General features: G+C 58.4%; 13 protein-coding genes. 4 read left to right on the forward strand and 9 right to left on the reverse strand.

The annotated features are described in order from the left end of the window. Positions 1 to 167 precede the first annotated feature (167 nt). The gene (locus tag FYK55_RS30115; RefSeq protein WP_390621729.1) at positions 168 to 557 is read left to right on the forward strand and encodes an STAS domain-containing protein; all 390 of its coding nucleotides are present in this window, start codon (positions 168 to 170) and stop codon (positions 555 to 557) included. Between the two features lie 452 nt (positions 558 to 1,009). Here FYK55_RS30115 and FYK55_RS14420 read toward each other — a convergent pair whose 3' ends face one another. The 6 genes from FYK55_RS14420 to FYK55_RS14445 all read right to left on the reverse strand — a co-directional run bounded on the left by FYK55_RS14420 (position 1,010) and on the right by FYK55_RS14445 (position 10,565). Beyond that, positions 1,010 to 1,552: a chalcone isomerase family protein gene (locus tag FYK55_RS14420; protein ID WP_235908692.1), complete on the reverse strand. Its 543-nt coding sequence runs from the start codon at positions 1,550 to 1,552 to the stop codon at positions 1,010 to 1,012. A gap of 432 nt (positions 1,553 to 1,984) precedes the next feature. Then, positions 1,985 to 5,248 carry a DUF1583 domain-containing protein gene (locus FYK55_RS14425; RefSeq protein ID WP_161604508.1) on the reverse strand — a complete coding sequence of 1,088 codons (3,264 nt, stop codon included), beginning with the start codon at positions 5,246 to 5,248 and terminating at the stop codon, positions 1,985 to 1,987. A 429-nt stretch (positions 5,249 to 5,677) separates the two neighbouring features. Further along, positions 5,678 to 7,312, reverse strand: coding sequence for an arylsulfatase (locus tag FYK55_RS14430; RefSeq protein WP_201743718.1), 1,635 nt, complete (start codon positions 7,310 to 7,312; stop codon positions 5,678 to 5,680). 158 nt (positions 7,313 to 7,470) lie between these two features. Continuing rightward, positions 7,471 to 7,845 carry a response regulator transcription factor gene (locus tag FYK55_RS14435; protein ID WP_150077131.1) on the reverse strand — a complete coding sequence of 125 codons (375 nt, stop codon included), beginning with the start codon at positions 7,843 to 7,845 and terminating at the stop codon, positions 7,471 to 7,473. Positions 7,846 to 8,102: 257 nt separating this feature from the next. Continuing rightward, on the reverse strand, positions 8,103 to 8,723 hold the full coding sequence (locus FYK55_RS14440; RefSeq protein WP_150077132.1) for a response regulator transcription factor: 621 nt from the start codon (positions 8,721 to 8,723) through the stop codon (positions 8,103 to 8,105). Between the two features lie 39 nt (positions 8,724 to 8,762). Then, positions 8,763 to 10,565, reverse strand: coding sequence for a sensor histidine kinase (locus tag FYK55_RS14445; protein WP_161604509.1), 1,803 nt, complete (start codon positions 10,563 to 10,565; stop codon positions 8,763 to 8,765). Between the two features lie 459 nt (positions 10,566 to 11,024). Between FYK55_RS14445 and FYK55_RS14450 the strand changes: the two genes are divergently transcribed. Then, entirely contained in the window at positions 11,025 to 11,903 is an 879-nt protein-coding gene (locus FYK55_RS14450) for a phytanoyl-CoA dioxygenase family protein (protein WP_150077134.1), read from the forward strand. A gap of 14 nt (positions 11,904 to 11,917) precedes the next feature. Beyond that, entirely contained in the window at positions 11,918 to 13,018 is a 1,101-nt protein-coding gene (locus tag FYK55_RS14455; protein ID WP_150077214.1) for a Gfo/Idh/MocA family protein, read from the forward strand. Positions 13,019 to 13,220: 202 nt separating this feature from the next. On the opposite strand, the gene FYK55_RS14460 is transcribed toward FYK55_RS14455, so the two are convergent. The 3 genes from FYK55_RS14460 to FYK55_RS14470 all read right to left on the reverse strand — a co-directional run bounded on the left by FYK55_RS14460 (position 13,221) and on the right by FYK55_RS14470 (position 14,970). Next, entirely contained in the window at positions 13,221 to 13,808 is a 588-nt protein-coding gene (locus FYK55_RS14460) for a PRC-barrel domain-containing protein (protein ID WP_150077135.1), read from the reverse strand. A 201-nt stretch (positions 13,809 to 14,009) separates the two neighbouring features. Continuing rightward, entirely contained in the window at positions 14,010 to 14,213 is a 204-nt protein-coding gene (locus FYK55_RS14465; RefSeq protein ID WP_150077136.1) for a CsbD family protein, read from the reverse strand. 172 nt (positions 14,214 to 14,385) lie between these two features. Continuing rightward, entirely contained in the window at positions 14,386 to 14,970 is a 585-nt protein-coding gene (locus tag FYK55_RS14470) for a YciE/YciF ferroxidase family protein (protein ID WP_235908693.1), read from the reverse strand. Between the two features lie 575 nt (positions 14,971 to 15,545). On the opposite strand from FYK55_RS14470, the gene FYK55_RS14475 reads away from it, so the two are divergent. After that, complete coding sequence (locus tag FYK55_RS14475; protein ID WP_150077137.1) at positions 15,546 to 17,096, forward strand: sulfatase-like hydrolase/transferase; 1,551 nt, start codon at positions 15,546 to 15,548, stop codon at positions 17,094 to 17,096. The last annotated feature ends 46 nt before the right edge of the window (positions 17,097 to 17,142 follow it).

The raw sequence follows: 17,142 nt of genomic DNA on the forward strand, positions 1-17,142 counted from the left end.
CCGCGAAAGAACACGTGACGCTGATCTGTCGTCGACGACCGTCCAGCGCCCGCGGTCTAGCAAGCCTGATCGCTGGCGGTCTTCCTTCTTAGCAGCAAACCATCTGATGCTGCGAATCCCTCGGATCTCTCCGATTCATGGCCAAGTACCACCACCGAACATTTGAGATGTTCGAACTCTACAACGAAGCTGTTGCGACATTGAGCGTTCGGCCGCGTGATTCGCGCAAGATCCCAAACGAGATCCCGACGTCGTTAACACGCTTAACGATTCAACAAATCGAAAATTTCGTGCGAGTAACTCTTGTGCAGACGGATGTCCGCGAGGACCGATCAACCTGTCCGTTCGCGAAAGATTTCTCGCGATTGGCCGACCTGCTTCAGAATGACTCCCGTGTTCTCCTAGACTTTGAGGGCGTCGATCAGTTCTCGGCGGTGTCGGTCGGCCAACTAAAGGTCTTCTGTCAACAATTAAAATCGAAAGGCAGTCGACTGGTTCTTTGCAATCTGACATCGACCGTACGGTCCTCGTTTTACCCTGCCCGATTGCCACGCTAAAGCTTCAATGTGGTCCGACCAAGGGTGATGCAATCGTGCTGCAACGTGGTATCCATGCGTCGCACGCCAAAGCCTCAGCCTAAGAACAGTTGCGAACCTGTTGGCGTTTGCCGCCACACCGGTCGACCAGCAGACGAACGGAACACAGTCCGCGTTTCGTGATGCGGCTCAACGACTCGCTTCGGTGCATCGGTTGGGCGAACCGACACATGTCCAGCAATTCTTTGCGGCGTTTCGGTGAGGGAGACCGACGCAACTCAGCCGGCCTGATGCCCCTGCGGCCGATTCCGGAGCGTCCGTTCCTGTGGCGATCGACGAGTCACCCTCCGGCTTCAGATGTGATCGGCACGAGCGAGAAAAAGGACTCCCGTCCCACCGCCGTCCCCTTTCTCTTGGCTTTCTGCCGCAATCGCGACGGCCACGGCGGGGTTTTGCGCGTTTTCAGCCGGGGACTATCGGCGCAGCGATCGGGTGAGCATGGCTTTCTTCAGGTTGGCATCCGCCGGCTTGTCGGACAGCCAGATGTTGAACAATGCCTTTTTGAATTCGATTCCAGCGACGACGCCCTTGAGCTTGCCGTTCTTGCTGATCATAACCCCATGCTCTGGCAGGTAGACAAAATCGAACGTGTCACCTTTCGTAATCGCTTCGGTCAGGCACTTCCGGAATTGATTGATCTCTGGCTGGATCGATGCCACGTTCCCGCCTGTCGCATTGTGAAACCCATCCGTGAGCGACTGCACCATTTTTGCCTGGCTGACCATGCCCGAGGTGATCTTCACTCGGATCGACATCGGCTCATTGGCGGCAGCAATGGCTGCGGGATCGCTGTTGGTCTTGGTCAGATAGAGTCCGGCGACGTACATCTCCAGATAGAACTTGGTACGCGCTCCCCAGCCGTTGAGTAGCAGACGATGCTCTCCAGCTTTGATCTGCGCAGGAAAATCGGCTGCGGCAGCACGATTGCCGATGGTCGCGGCGACGACCAGGACCAAAATCGTCACGATGTTCCGAGTTACCTTTGGCACACGAGCACCTTTCAACTTTACGCGAAATGATTCCATCAACCGGCCTTGGCGCCGGCGCACTTCGGGCGACGCTAGAAAAACACGGTGTCCGAGACAAGTCCACTTTTACATCAGCGGGCTCGCCTGCCGTGGCAACGCCCCGGTCCATTGCCCAGCCCATCGGGCGGGGCTGGGTAAATGGTCGCGCCTTCGGCGCAAGGTGTCGTTTGAGCCGCGGTCCAGATACCCGGGGGTGCTGAGAAGAGGTCCCTGCAACGTTCTGATGGCTTGCCAGAGATGAATCGTCGAATTGAGTCATCCTCCGAGTCGCCTTTCGGAACCAGACCCTGGCTGAAAACTTGCAGAACTCGGTAGCTGCCGTCGCGTTCGCGGCGGAAAACCACGCTCTGGCGAGCGTCGCTATTCGGTTTCAGACAAAGCTACGTTGCCGCTGCGAATCGTCAAACGCTTCGAAAGGATCTGCATCGTTCCGTTGTCTCGGGTGCCAGCGGCCGAGACTTCCGTTGAGGTGGCGCTGACGGGGTACTTCAGTGGGTAGGTCGCGATGATCCGGTCGGTGGGGGATCCGGTGTCGCGATAGAGAAAGTAAAGCTGGTCAGCGTGTTGCACGATGCGGAGTGTTTCTGGCGTTTCGATCTCGCGCGTCCGTAGCCGAACGGGCATCAACTTGCCGTCGCGTCGACGGACCACGAGGCTTGGCGTGAGGGCGATGCGGCCGTCGGGCTCGTGCCGGAAAGTCAAAATGGCTTCCAAGACCGGCAAGTAGGTGGGGTCGTCTTTCGTTCGTGCCTGCTCCGCCAAACGGAGTCGGAGGACCGCTTCACCCGTCATTTGGTCGGCGACCTTGCCGGAGGCGCGTTGTCGCTCGAATTCCCATTCGATGTCGAACGCACGGGTCGGCCGCATCGGCCTGGTGACCGCAATCCGATTCGGCGCCGTCCCGCCGCCGGCGTTCATGACCCAACCACGCGGTGTCCGCTCCAGGTCCTCCGCACGGCCTGATGAAATCGTCAAACCGGATTCCTCAAGCGTTTGTTTGGCGAAATCGATTTGGAGTTCAGCTTTCTGGTCACGCTCCTGATTCAGGACTCTCAGCGAAGCAGATTCGTTGTCCGGTTTCAACAGGTCGATGCGTTCGGCACGAATGGACAGGTCGACCCAGGTGCCACTGACGTGCATTCCGTCGCCGCCGACGGTGTAAAGGCGCAGCAACTGAGGCGGCACGGGACCGAGTGGAACCGTCGCGGAGCCGATCGGCCGGAAGCAGGTCGAATCGCCGCCGGCAAAGAATCCGTGCACCGTCCGGCCACGACGAATCAAGCGGAGTCGGCCCGAGCTGGATTGATCGCGTGAAGTGGAATCGCTGATCCAACGGATCCCACCATATTTGTTGACTTCGTTGTGTGAAAACGCGATGTGGTGAAGGCTGTTCAGCCGGTCGCGACGCAAGCAGAGGTCCAGTCGACTGCGGTCCTGGTTCTGCAAATGCGTTGCTATCCCGAAACCGCAGTGCCAGGTGGGCTTCTGGGTGCCGATCTTGAGATCCTTGAATGAAGCAACGACATCGAAGTCTCCGTCGATGATGCCACAGAAATCCATCGCCAGCTTGTCCGAGTCGTCGATTCGGTCCATGTGCAAACCGTCCGGCTGCTGCGAGACTCGGTCAGTGTTGCCGCCCAAGTGAAAGAATTCGCTGGGGGCACCGCGGCGAAAATCGTGTTGCCACCGTTGGGGTAGTCGCTCGGAGGCCGCATTCAGCTCGTTCACGATCTTCGAAGCGAGCGTCTGTTCTTGAAGGGGAGGGATCGATTTCGGCCAGTCTCCCGCCAGGTTGACGTGGCGGACCACCGCACGCGTTCGGTCCCGATTGTGGAAAAGGCCGAACGTGCGAACGGTGTGCGGCTTGATGCGATGCCGCACGATTGGGTCGCCATTCAAAAAAATCTCAAGTTGATCTCCTTGGATTGAAAGCTCTGCCTGGTTCCATCCGTCCTGCAAAGGCGGTGTTGGGTTGACCCCGGACGATGGCTCTTTGGAATCGAGGTTCAAGGAGAGGGAATTGTCGGGACGGAGTTCGGACCGTTCAAAACGCCCGTCCGTGATTCGGTGCAGCCGAACGCCATCGGGACGAATCTGGAAGACCGACCGCCCCAGGCAGGGATCGACCGAGCACACGCCGTCGCGGAATTGAAACTCGTAGGTGATCCGTGCATCCCAGACGATCGGCCGCACGTAATACAGCAGGCTTTCGTCATGACTACCTGCCGGGCTTGCCGACCGCTCCTCCACCACCATCGTGTTTCCCTTCTCGTCGACCACGGCTCGCCAGTCGCCCAGCGCCGGATCGTCATAGGAAGCCCAGCCCGAAAGTGAATCGTCGGCTAGCAGGTCGATGCGATCAGGCACGGCGGGATCGCCGGCCAGCCTGAAGTCGGTGATCTCACAGATGGAGCGTCGCCAACTTTGAATGGCCGCCCAGGGGGCAGACGAGCCTGTCGGGGCGGTGGAAAAAACCAGGCGGCCGTTGCAGTAGTGTTCGGTCTTCGCATCGCGGCTCACCGCACGCAGCAACGTGCGGCCGTCGAGCGGTTCCAAGCCAGGGTCAATCGTGCGAGTTTGACTGCCGCCACCAAAGCGGGCGACGGAGACTTTGTTCGAATCGGGCATCGGTTGGCACGCGACTCCGTCGACCATCAATTTACTGAATGCGTTGGGACGGGTTGCCACTTCACCGACGACTTCAAAACCTCCCGCCACCGGGCTGCGGCATGCGATGTAATCCACTTCGTGGCCGGACACCTTCACGACGCCTCGATCATCAAAACAAAACCGTGTCAGGGGCGCGGCTCGTCCATGCGACGCCGCATCGGATCGACTAAAAACGTCGAGGCCTTCAAGTGGTTGTTCATTGACCGGCAAATCGAACGCGTAATTCTGTCGGGTGCGATGGCCGTGAAGAAAACTCAAGTAATCGGCGATCACATCGAGTGTGGGATCGACAATCTTGAGACGAAGCTCCGGATAGACACCGAAAAAGTCCTCGATCACCAAATCCGACGTGTCGGGATTTTCCGTCACCGTCCACAGCACCAACAGGTCCGTCCACCACTGGTCGTGAGCATGTTCGTCTGTCGAGCGTCGCAGCCCGGAGAATCGATCCGCCAACGCCTGTTCGATGGCGTCACGGTCGTTGACGGCCACGTCGATCAACGTCATCAACGTTCGTTTCGCGAGCGAATGTTGTTCGCTCGAAGGCTGGACCGCGTCGATGCGTGCTCTTAAATCCGACAAGCGACCCAACTTCTCCGAAATCTGGACCAGATCGCGAGCCGGGCAGAGGATCCAGTCCGATTCAGGGTAGTCGGCCAACGCAATCACCTGTGGATCGGCTTGATCGGGCGAACGCCCGGGCGTTCGAACGATTGCCCCGGCAATGCGAAGTCCATGGCCGTCACCCGGCAACACCCAGTGCATCAAACTGTCGTAATGTTCGGCAAGTGGCAGGTGACGGGCCGATCGGCAGGCCTGCACGGCGTTCTGCTGAAGGGTGCTCTCGCCAAAGATGCGATTGAGTGCCGTCGAGTCCGGGTCACCGGCACGGACTGGCAGGGCATGGCCACCAGCCAGAACGTCTGCCACGAGCAGGGCGAGAGTCGGAACCATTGCCGACGAAGACCGCTTGCATCGTTCGGCTGAGATGACATCTGGCCGAGATCGGAAAGCGGAAGACATTTCTTGCCGAATACTAGAAAAGACGGTGCCGGGACGCGTCGCGATCGAACCGCGGCGGCAAATGAAGTTTGCTCCGATTCATGTCGTTTGCGAAGCGAGATTCACGCGACGAATTTTAGCAACTTTTGTGAAGTGGCTTGGTATCCCGATTGGAAGCTGGTCTTTGTGTTGCTGTCGCCGCTTCGCGGTTGCTGGAATTGAGAGGCGGTGTCCGTCGGCTTGCGCCGACGGCAGGGGGGTGGCGGCGCTTCGCGACTGGAGGTCGAGAAGTTTTGATTCACCCTTCTTTCCAGAGGTCGTGCCGCTTTGCTTCAGCCTCCCCCCGGGCACGGAGGGAGGCTGGAATTACAGGCAAGGAAGCTAGTTGCCCGTTCGGTTCGCCATCGCCTTCTCGATTCTGTCCTTGACCGCCGAGAGGTTGAAGCTGGCGCCGGCCTGCATCGGTGGGAAATCAAGTGCCGACTGCGCGAGTTTTCCAACTTCCTTTTGGATGAACACAAACCGCCAGAATTCGAACGCCCACCATTCGCCGGCAAATAGTGACTCGCCCAGGTTCATCTTCTCGAACGGATCCAGCCGCAGGTTGTAGATGCCGGGCCAGTCCACTTTTACCTTAGGGCCGAACCAACCGTCCGGCTGCTCGATGAACACGTACTTGTAGTCGCCGACGCGGGCGGCGGCCAATGTTGATTCAGTGAAGTACCAAAGTTCGTTCCGCGCCGACTCTCCACCATCGACAAGCATTTTCGTTTGGTCATAGCCGTCAAGATGGACTTTGTACTTCTTGCCGTTGAGCGTCTTGCCCTTCTTCAGGTCCGCGACGATGTCGCCCTTGTATCCGGCCGCAGCGGCCAAGGTTGGGAACCAGTCCATGCCTGACATCACGCCGTTGGCCACCGCGGGTTTGATCTTGCCCGGCCACCGGACGACACATGGAACGCGGAAGCCGCCCTCGGCGCCCATTCCTTTCCAACCCTTAAACGGCGTCGTTCCGCCATCGGGCCAGGTGAACCCTTCGGCCCCGTTGTCCGTGGTGACGACGATCATGGTGTTGTCGGCGACACCCATCTCGTCCAATTGTTTCATCACGCTGCCGATGATTTCGTCGAACTGAGCCATGCCGGCTTCATACACGCCCCAGCCGTTTTCCGAAGTCCGGAGCTTCTCGTACTTGGGTGCCAGGTGAGTAAAGACGTGCATGCGGGTCGGGTTCAGCCAAACGAAGAAGGGCTTGTCATCCTTCTTGGCCTTGTTCATGAACTCGAAGGTGTGGTCCAGGATGACGTCGTCGACGGTCTCCATGTTCAACTTGACACCTTCGGTTGGATGGGGCGGCAGCGGGCCCATGTCCGTGATTTTTTGCTTGCCCACCTTTCCCCAGCGGGGATCGACTGTCGTGTCATCGGTGTCGGTTGCGAGGCAGTGCAGCACGTTTCGCGGGCCAACCGTATCCAGCAATTCTTTCGGGTAGTTCGGTTTCCAGGGATCCTCCATCGCATCGAGGTGGTACAGGTACCCGAAGAACTCGTCGAACCCATGCAATGTTGGCAAGTATTCGTTTCGATCTCCGAGGTGGTTTTTGCCAAATTGGCCGGTCGCATAACCGAGTTCTTTCATCGCCGTGGCGATCGTCGGCGCCGCGGCAGGCATGCCGACTTCCGCGCCGGCCTGGCCGACGGTGGTTAGCCCGGTGCGGATGGGGAGCTGTCCCGTGATGAAATTGGCACGCCCGGCGGTGCAGCTTGCTTCCGCGTAGTAGTCCGTAAATAGCACGCCTTCGCGAGCAAGCTGGTCGATGTTCGGAGTCCGCCCGGCCATCAAGCCGCGGTGATAGGCGCCAATGTTCCACATCCCAATGTCATCGCCCATGATGAAGACAATGTTCGGCTTTTTGCCATCTTGCTGAGCTTGCAAGTCGGTCACAGCGATGACGCAACTCAACAGAGCTGCGAAGCCCATCAAGCCTAGTTTTTGATACGAGTAGGTTCTAATCACGTTGAGATTCTCCCGCGTAGGTAACTGTTGAAACAAAATCCGTCGGAGGCGCCCGATGGTTCCTGCCACCGGCAATGATTGGTCGTGTTTGTGTGCGTTCTCCCATTGGCATGTGCGACAAGTCGCTATGAACGCGTGAGTCTTGTGTGGACTATTCTTCAGTCCAATCGCTCCAGGGCTCTTCGGATCGATTCCAGCAGCGCATCAGTATCGGCTGGTTTGGAGAGAAATCCGGAGGCGCCGGCTTCCAGTGCAGCTCGCCGCGAATTCTCATCCTGGTGCGACGTCATAAACACGGTGGGCACTTGCCGGTTCATTTCCAGAAGGTTCCTTTGAAGCTGAATTCCGCTCGCCCCTCCGAGACGCACGTCCAGGAGCAGGCAATCGGCGCGTTCGGCCGCGTCGCATTCCAGGAACGCCTCGGCTGAGCTATAGGCCTGGACCGCATAGCCGCTGCTAAGCAGCAGCCGCTGCAGCGCTTTGCGAATGGAGTCATCATTGTCAATGACCGCGACGGTGAACTGGCGTGCCATGGAAATCCGTGCTCCGGTAGCGTTGGATTCCTCCGGGTCTTTACCCGCGTCCCAGGACGAAGTGCTGTCGGAAAATCGCAAAATCACGCCGCCGCGTCGCGATGGAAAGCCACGTTAAAGCGAGCGTGCCGATGCGTCTTCAAAACGACGCCGGTAGCACGAGAAATAGCGCGATCCCCGCGAGAGCATCTTCAGGGATGAGGATAATTTTCGGCCGTTGTGCCGAAAATTATCTTTTGGGGTGAAGCATCTAATACTTAGGGTGTAGAGACCCCAGACTTTTCCACCATGCGAACTAATTCTGCGACGGAAGCGACGCCCATTTTCTCCATCAAGTGTCGGCGGTGAATCTTCACCGTGGGCAAGGAGATTCCCAGGCGGCTGGCAATTTGCTTGTTGATCAGACCTTCGGTGACCAACATCAAAACTTCACGTTCTCGCGGCGTCAAAGATTCGATCCGGGCATGAATGTCGCTCAACTCGGCGTTCGCTCGCCGTTCAAGCACATGGGCGTCGATAGCCTGTCCCACCGCGTCAAGCAGCACTTGATCGTCGACTGGTTTGGGCAGAAAGTCTACGGCGCCCGCCTTGATTGCGCGGACCGACATCGGGATGTCGCCGTGAGCACTCATGAAGACAATTGGCAAGTCGACCTTCCTAGCCACCAGTTCCTGCTGCAGGTCCAGACCACTCAGTCCCGGCATGCGGACGTCCAGGAGCAAACAGCCTGGGACGTCGGCACGATCATGATCCAAGAACTCTCGCGCTGAGCCAAAGGTTTGGACACCCAGCCCGACGGATTTCAGCAACCGTGCTTTCGCCGTGCGGACGGATTGATCGTCATCGATGATGTAGACAATGGCGTTTCGAAATGGCATGGATTCATCCTAACCACTACGACCCAAGAATGAGAACCACTATGAAGAGCCTCCAGGATTGATTGCCAGGTTTTCAAGCCCTGGTCCATTGCTGCCAATGATCGATGCGGCTGGCAAGCTGACATGGAAAGTCGCGCCGCCGTCTACGTTCTGAGTGGCCCAGATCTTCCCACCGTGCGATTCGACGATCGATTGGCTGATGGATAGCCCCATGCCGATGCCGCCCGGCCGCGTGGTGTAGAACGCGTTGAAAATTTGTGTCAGTTGATCATCGGCCAATCCAATCCCGCGATCTTCCACTTCAAGCTCCACCGACGCGGTGTCGTGAGTCGTTCGCACGGTGATTTGCCGGGACTGCAGATCGACGTCCTGCATGGCTTGCGTGGCATTGATCAGCAAATTCAAGATGACCTGCTGCAGTTCGATTTTGTCCCCTGTGACCGCGGGCAGCGAGCCGTCGAGTTCTTCGTGGATGATGATTCCGCGGTTTTCGGTGTCCGGCGCGGCGAGTCGGAGCACTTCTCGGACCACTTCGTTCAGGTCCAAAGGCATCTTCGTCGGCTGTTCCTTCCGGGCGAGCGATCGCACACGGCTGAGGATGCCGGCCGCGCGGTTTCCATCGTTGGCAATGTCCTGCAAGGCAGCTGCAACCTCCTCTGTGTCGGGAGGCGATTGCCGAAGCAGCCGAAGGGCGGCCTGGGCGTTGCTGACGATGGCCGACAGCGGTTGGTTCACTTCATGGGCGATCGACGTGGAGAATTCGCCCACGGTTGCCACGCGGTTGACGCGCGCCAGTTCGTCTCGTTGCCGTCGCGTGACGTCCTGATTGGCTTCGAGTGCTTGTTCGGCGCGCCGACGTCGAAATCGATTCACCAACAAGATGGCGATCAGCCCGGACTGCAACAGCACGATGGTGCCGGTGGCCACAATTAACCAGCCGTAACGCTCCCAATTTGACGGTTCCCGAAATCGTCGAATGGAGCCGTCCGGCAGGCTGTCTTCGCGGATGCCCCATCGACGCAACTGGCGAACGTCAAACATCAATTGATTCGCGTCCAGGCCTGCGACGGGGATTTCCGATGGCCGTTCTCCGCGGAGTACGCGGGCTGCCATCCGGCCAGCCAACTCGCCCTGCGCTTCTACCTCAATCAGACTTCCGCCCACAATTCCGTGTCCCAGCAGAGAATCCCAAAGTCCAAACACGGGCGCGGGGCAGACGCCGCTGACTTTTTCGACCACGTCCCGAGTGACGTAGTTGTTGCCGGAAGTGTCCTTGTTGTAGGTCAGCATCAACACGACCGTTTGGGGATCAACGTTAGCCACACGGTCAAGCAATTCCGCCATCGGAAGCCCGACCAGAAAGTCCACCTGCAGAGCTTGCTCGTATTGAGTCGCAAAGGATTCTGCGAGAGCATGGATGCGGTTGTCCTGGTCCGACACGCCACCAATGACCAGCAGATGGTCCGCTTGGGGATAGAGGTGCAGTGCCGCACGAAGCGTTTCGTCGAAATCTAGTCGATAGGCAACGCCGGTCACGTTTGGCTCGGAAGTTGCGACGTTTGCCAGGTTCACTCCAGCACTACAGAAGACGATGGGGGCATCGGGGAACACCACCGACCGATGCGCCAGAGTGAACTCAATGGCATCAGCGGCCACGGGGATGACCACATCGACTTGCCTGTCCGCGTACTTTTTTTGCAGCAGGATAATCCAGTCCCGAACATACTCGTCGTCTCCATAGCGGGATAGATCGAGGTATTCGATGTCTAAGTCGACGTTGGGACCCAATTCCTCCGCGAAGGCCCGTCGCAAGCCTCGGTCTCGATCGATGTTGACGGGCATCAGTGTATGGAAGCTATACAAAACGACCACTCGCTTCCTCTGATCGGCAGCCGCAACTTTCGCAAGGGTTGGTCCACCCAGTCCTGCGGCAATCAGAATGCCGATCACCGCAAAACGCAGCGGTGGCCTTGCCGCGCGAGATTGCTTCTCAGGTGCTCGATCTGAAGCGAAACAGGTCATGTCAGTAGGTCGATTCAGAAACCGGAGACATCGCCGTTTCGGTATGGCGGTAGGCACGGAATCGAGTGCGTAAGCACAGGAGCATCGAGTTTACCTTAGCCTGCGAGTTTTCGCTGGGCGTTTCGGTTGCGTCTGAGCCTTCCCGGGTTGACGCCCGCCCGGCGGTCGCTCAAGCGGCCGGGCGGGCGTTAAGATGGTGGCAGCCGGCAAGGAACTTTCGTTCCCGAAGTTCCTGCCGTTCACCCCCGTCCCGTTCCCCCCTTCGATCCAGGATCGACGATGTCCTCGGCACCCTTGAACTCCCAGGAATCCCCGGGCTTCCAGGAAACGCTCAGCACCGGTGAAGTCGAACAGTACGACGCGCGGGGTTTCGTGTTGAAACGGTCGTTGTTTGACCGCGAGGAAATTGACCTGCTCCGCAAAGCTGCGAAGGAGGACAAGGCGCTGGACGACCACGCCTTCGGACGCGACGACGGGGAAGGCGGCAGTGTTCGGCTGTCGTTATGGAACCATCCGGGCCAAGGCATTTATGGCGCGTTCGCGCGTTGCAATCGGTTGGTCTCAGGGGCCCGACAACTGCTCCGTGACGAACCCTATCACTATCATTCCAAGATGATCATGAAGGATGCCCGCGTCGGAGGCGCTTGGACCTGGCACCAGGACTACGGTTACTGGTACTCCAACGGCGTGTTGACTCCCAATCTGGTCAGCGCCTACATCGCGGTGGATCCGGCGACCAAGGAAAACGGTTGCCTGCAAGTGATTGAAGGGTCGCAGCATTGCGGAAGAATCCATCACCAATTGAGTGGTGAACAGGCCGGGGCCGATATGGAACGGGTCTCGGCCATCCTGGAGCGGATGAAACACTTGTACGTGGAGATGGAGCCGGGCGACGTGCTGTTTTTCCACAGCAATCTGCTTCACCGCAGCGATCGCAACCAATCCGAACATCCGCGGTGGGCGATGATTTGTTGCTACAACGCCAAGAGCAATGATCCGTACAAGGAATCCCATCATCCGCGATACACGCCGCTGGAACCGGTCGCCGATGAGGTGATCAAAGAAGTCGGTGCCCGACGGTTCGGGCAAGACGATGCGGACGTGGCCTTTCTGGATCCCAATCACGATGCCAGCGCCCGCTCGCTGGAGCGGGAGTGAGTGCACCGGCCATCATGAAAGACTTTTCCGACCCGGAGTCTCTGGACTATCTGCCGACGATGCCGCGCAATCGCGACGTCGGGATCGGTTGCGTGGGGGCAGGATTCATCATGTCCGATTGCCACCTGGTCGCGTACTGCGCCGCCGGGCTGCGTCCGCTGGGAATCACGTCACGGCGACAGGAAGCGGCCGCCGAAGTTGCCCGACGTCACGGCTTGGAGACGGTTTTCGACTCGGTCGATCAGATGCTGGCCGATGATCGCATCGAAGTCATCGATGTCGCTGTTCCACCCGACGCCCTGTTGCCGGTGGTGCGGCGAATCGTCCAAGGAAAACACGTCCGCGGGATTCTCGCGCAAAAGCCGCTCGGTGGAGATCTCGCCCAGGCCACCCAAATCGTGCGGTTGTGTCGCGAGGCCGGAATCACGTTGTGCGTGAACCAGAACATGCGCTATGACCAGTCGGTACGGGCCTGCAAACACCTGTTGGACGGCGGTGTTTTGGGCGATCCCGTGCTGGCGACGATCGACATGCGAGCGATCCCTCACTGGATGCCCTGGCAGCAGCGGCAGGGTTGGCTGACCTGCCGGATCATGTCGATCCATCATCTGGACACCATGCGCTACTGGCTGGGAGAGCCGCGGCGGGTATTCGCTAGTTTTCGCACCGACCCGCGGACGGCGTTTGAACACGTCGATGGAATCGGTTTGTACGTGCTGGAGTACGATTCGGGCGTGCGTTGCCTGATTTGCGATGACGTCTGGACCGGACCGGCCAGGGAAGGCGCCGCGGCCGACCTGGGGATCCACTGGCGTGTCGAGGGAACCCAGGGATTGGCCAAAGGTGAGATCGGATGGCCCAAGTACCCGGAACGTCAGCCCAGCACGATCGACTACACTTCAACTCGGACCGGACGCTGGCACCGGCCACGTTGGGACCAGGTGTGGTTCCCGGATGCCTTCCTGGGACCCATGGCCGAACTGTTGGTGGCGTTGGAGAACGGCGAGCAGCCGACCCTGAGCGGTCAAGACAATCTGAAGACCATGGCACTGGTGGATGCCTGTTACCGGTCGGCAAGTGATGGTCGCGCCGTGGAGTTGGAAAAAGGTTCTTGAAGCACAGAGGTTCCTGAAGCCCAGAGGTTCTTGAAGCCCAGAGTCTGCCGCAGAGTTCACTGATAGTACCAAGTTGATGATCTCTGCGGGCTCGGTGTCCTCCGCGGCTTGTCGTGCTGCAGAAAAAAGGCCGCGGATCGGTTGAACCGACCCGCGGCCATTGGCTGAATACCGTTTGGCGGATGCAGAACGTCGTCCGCTCCTATTCGTTTCTGCGATCCAAATTGACATCGACATCGACATTACGGTCGCGAGCGGCGCGACGGTTTTGCGTCATGTTGGTGCGATAGCGCTGATTCAGATCTCGGACAAAGTTCTGGTCCGAAAAGTTTGGCCAGTTGTCTTGGTCGAAACCTTTGGCACCTTCCATCTGTTGCTCGGTGACGTCCAGGATGACCGTGTAATCATCACGATCTTCGGCATCGCGTTTGATTTTGAACGCATCGAATGGGACTGCGAACAGCTTGTCACCCAGGTTCAGGAAACCGCCGTAGCTGACCGCGGCGTAAGCAATGCGTCCGCTACGCGGGTCCAACACGATGTCGTTGATCTCTCCCACGCCTTCGCCTTGGGAGTTCTCCAGATTCGTGCCGATCAGCTGACTGGCGCGAACCGTTTCGCCACTGGTCTGTCGGTCCAAACCGCGGTACGACTGATCGTCGCGTTGTTGCGTTTGGTTTTGGTCTTTCAGCCGCTGTTTGAGGGCGGCATCATCCTGGGCGGAGACGGAGGTGCCCAGGGCGAACGCAAAGGCGCATAGAGCGCCCAGCGTCAAAAAGGGTCGTTTCATGACTGTGTTCCGATTGGGAATGGTTTGGGGAATCACAATTCAAACATCGGCGGATTCTGACGTGGAGAACCCACCTGGCATGTTTGAACTCGGATGGATCGGGAGGTTGCTACCCTCTGCGTCGCAGCATTCGCCAACGGCTTGGTTTTCCATCGGTTCACGAAGACGCTGCGGGGCCAGCGGACGTTGCAGTGCAGCTGCCTAGCAATTGCAGCTGGATTCGAATTCGGACACTTGTCGCTCCGCCTCTTCCTTCGCGACGCCGTAGCGCTCCTGAATCCGTCCAACCAACTCTTCGCGCTTGCCTTCGACGCGATCCAAGTCATCGTCGGTCAATTTGCCCCACTGTTGTTGGGCTTGACCTTTGGCCTGTTTCCATTTGCCTTGAATTTGATCCCAATTCATATCGAACTCCTGTGGAAAGAAAGATGCGATCTCGACGTGAGAATCGCGTGGTTTTCGGAATGGTTCTTAAGAGGGCTGGATCGATGTGGGGCGTCTCGAAGGACGCCAGTTGCTGGCAACGCGGCCAGATCGATCCACGCATTGGCGAGCGTGGCTCCTACGACACAGCCGATCAACTGGCCATGGCGTTTTGGTTGATCGTTTTCGACAATTGCGTCAGCTTCTTGTCAGCCGTTTCTTCGTCGTCGATGTTTTGTTTGAGAAGTTTGAGTGCCTGGTCGTAGCCCAACGACTCGGCCCAGGTGCACAGGGTTCCGTAGGTGGCGATTTCGTAGTGCTCGACCTTTTGGGCACACGCGATGATCAACGCGTCACGTACGGCCGGATCGGCATCTTCTTGCAGCATTTCTTCGGCTTCTTCGACCAGCCCTTTCATGGCTTCGCAAGTTTTGGCGCGAGCGGCCTTGCCGGTATCCTCAAACGCTTGCTCGACTCGGGAAACATGCTCCTTGGTTTCCTCCAGGTGTTCCTCAAGGGCGGACTGAAGTTTGTCGCTGGAGGCATGTTTGACCATCTTGGGCAGTGCTTTGACCAGCTGCTTCTCCGCACTCAGGATGTCACGAAGTTCGTCATGGAACGCATCTGCCAGGTTTTTCATTGCCATCATTTGCCTCGATTGGTTTTGGTGGTTTAAGGAAAGCACGCCCAGCCGTTCTTGGACACTGATGCCGCAGTCGAATCCGAAAGCATTTCGCATGACGAGTTCCTCGCGGCAGTGATCTGTTAGAAAGCGGTGTGCGTCAAAATCTGAACGTTTGGATTCAAAGCTCTACCAGGACGCGGCGCGAAATCGTCCACGCCAACAGTGGTTTCCAACAGGCGTGATGAGATGCATTTGCTGTGCCCATTTCCGAAGTCGCCGCGGGAATCAGCCGCCCTGATCAAGAAGCCAATCACAACACGAGACAACACGCACTCGTTGAAGGGTTCGATGGCTCGGCAGGACTGAGAAGATTGCGCGGATGTCGCGATCATGTGATCGATTGCAATCCAGGCAGGGCGGACAAACTGGAAGATTTGAGATCGCGATTGACGAGCGATCACGTCGACCGATCGTCAGGCTGCCAGGGTTGTCATGACCCGAACACACTGCACGGGAGAATGAATTGGCAGGGCCCGAACGCCCTCAACGACGCTCTGCCCACCCCTCGCCGCCAAGTCGTTACGATGAGAAGCAACACGTGCCGAATCGGATCTTGTGACATCCCATGGATTCGTTAGACGCACAGACGTTCACAGCTTCTTGTCGGCGGTTCTCCCTGGTGGCTCCTCATGTCCCGTTTGGTTGCATTTTCGGTTTTGTTCTTGCTAGCCCGTTCGACGTTGGTGGCTGCCGAGCAACCCAACGTGATCATCATTTACACCGACGACCAGGGATTCGGCGATGTCGGATGTTTGAATCCGGAGGCGAAGTTTGCGACACCGAACTTGGATCGGATTGCCGCCGAAGGCATCGCGATGACGAACGCGCACAGCGGAGACTCCGTTTGCACGCCGTCGCGGTATGCCTTGCTGACCGGTCGCTATTGCTGGCGCACTTCGTTGAAGCGGATGGTGATGGGTGCGGAGGGCAAATGTCTGATCCGGGACGGACAGCGGACGATCGCATCCATGTTGCGTGATCAAGGTTACGCGACCGGGATGGTGGGCAAGTGGCATTTGGGGATGGACTTTCCAGGAGAGGATTATCGCGATCGCGACTGGAGTCAGCCAGTGCGCGACATGCCCTTGGACAAGGGATTTGATTTTTTCTACGGGGTACCGGCGTCCTTGAATTACGGTGTCTTGGCATGGTTCGAAGGACGGCACGCGGCGGTGCCACCCACCTTGTTCACGGCCAAGAAGCCCAACGCGAGGCACGTGGATTACCGGATCCGGCCGCCCTACCAGGACACGCCGCAGGAAACGATTGAGAACGTCGGGAAACCGGCTTTGGAGGTTGCGCCTGACTTCATCGACAACCAGTGCTTGACTCGCTTTACCGATCGCGCGATTGACTGGATGAAGCGGACGCATGCCAGCGACGAACGGCGCCCGTTTTTCCTTTACTTGCCGTACACCTCGCCACATTATCCGGTTTGTCCGCTGCCGCAGTTCCACGGACAAGGCGACTGTGGCGGGTACGGTGAATTCGTGATCGAAACGGACTACCACATCGGACGCATTCTGGATTTCTTGCGTTCCAGCGGGTTGGAACAGAACACGCTGTTGGTCGTTTGCAGCGATAACGGCCCGGAGAACTCTTGGAAGCAGCGGATCGAACAGTTCGGACATCGCAGCAACGATCGATTCCGGGAGGGAAAACGGTCGGTCTACGAAGGCGGTCATCGGGTTCCCCTGCTGATCCGCTGGCCGCAGGGGATCGATCAGCCGGGACGCCGATTTGATGGGTTGGTGGGCCAAATCGATTTGTTGGCAACGATTGCCGAGATCGTGGACGCTTCGCTGAACCCTCAGGATGCGGTCGATAGCCAGAGTTTCGCGGACGTCTTGCGAGACGCCCAGGCGGAACACCGTCGGGCACCTCTGATCAACCACGCCGCCCGCGGTCGGTTTGCGATTACCCAGGATCGATGGAAGCTGGTGCTGCCTCAGGGCAAGGCCAAGGCCGAGCTCTATGACTTGGAACAGGATCCCGGCGAGCAAAACGACGTGTCGCAAGACCATCCGGAGATCGTCAAACGGTTGACGGGCCAGATCACGCGGATCGTTGCCCGCGGTCGGACAACGCCGGGCCCGTCGCAGTCCAACGACACCGGTTACTGGCAAGACTTGGCCTGGATGAGTGAAGCGGAGTACGTTGCCGGCCAGTCAGAACGTTGAACGCCCCGTCGCGGTGACTGTCGTGGCACTGTGGAGACGAAGTCAC

The sequence above is a fragment of the Roseiconus nitratireducens genome, from assembly GCF_008629675.1.
Classification (GTDB): domain Bacteria; phylum Planctomycetota; class Planctomycetia; order Pirellulales; family Pirellulaceae; genus Stieleria; species Stieleria nitratireducens.

Coding starts and splice junctions, on each gene's coding strand:
- FYK55_RS14425 (WP_161604508.1), bottom strand. CDS start 5,248: ATGGTTCCGACTCTCGCCCTGCTCGTGGCAGACGTTCTGGCTGGTGGC.
- FYK55_RS30115 (WP_390621729.1), top strand. CDS start 168: ATGTTCGAACTCTACAACGAAGCTGTTGCGACATTGAGCGTTCGGCCG.
- FYK55_RS14465 (WP_150077136.1), bottom strand. CDS start 14,213: ATGAATTGGGATCAAATTCAAGGCAAATGGAAACAGGCCAAAGGTCAA.
- FYK55_RS14470 (WP_235908693.1), bottom strand. CDS start 14,970: ATGCGAAATGCTTTCGGATTCGACTGCGGCATCAGTGTCCAAGAACGG.
- FYK55_RS14440 (WP_150077132.1), bottom strand. CDS start 8,723: ATGCCATTTCGAAACGCCATTGTCTACATCATCGATGACGATCAATCC.
- FYK55_RS14460 (WP_150077135.1), bottom strand. CDS start 13,808: ATGAAACGACCCTTTTTGACGCTGGGCGCTCTATGCGCCTTTGCGTTC.
- FYK55_RS14445 (WP_161604509.1), bottom strand. CDS start 10,565: ATGCCCGTCAACATCGATCGAGACCGAGGCTTGCGACGGGCCTTCGCG.
- FYK55_RS14450 (WP_150077134.1), top strand. CDS start 11,025: ATGTCCTCGGCACCCTTGAACTCCCAGGAATCCCCGGGCTTCCAGGAA.
- FYK55_RS14435 (WP_150077131.1), bottom strand. CDS start 7,845: ATGGCACGCCAGTTCACCGTCGCGGTCATTGACAATGATGACTCCATT.
- FYK55_RS14475 (WP_150077137.1), top strand. CDS start 15,546: ATGTCCCGTTTGGTTGCATTTTCGGTTTTGTTCTTGCTAGCCCGTTCG.
- FYK55_RS14455 (WP_150077214.1), top strand. CDS start 11,918: ATGAAAGACTTTTCCGACCCGGAGTCTCTGGACTATCTGCCGACGATG.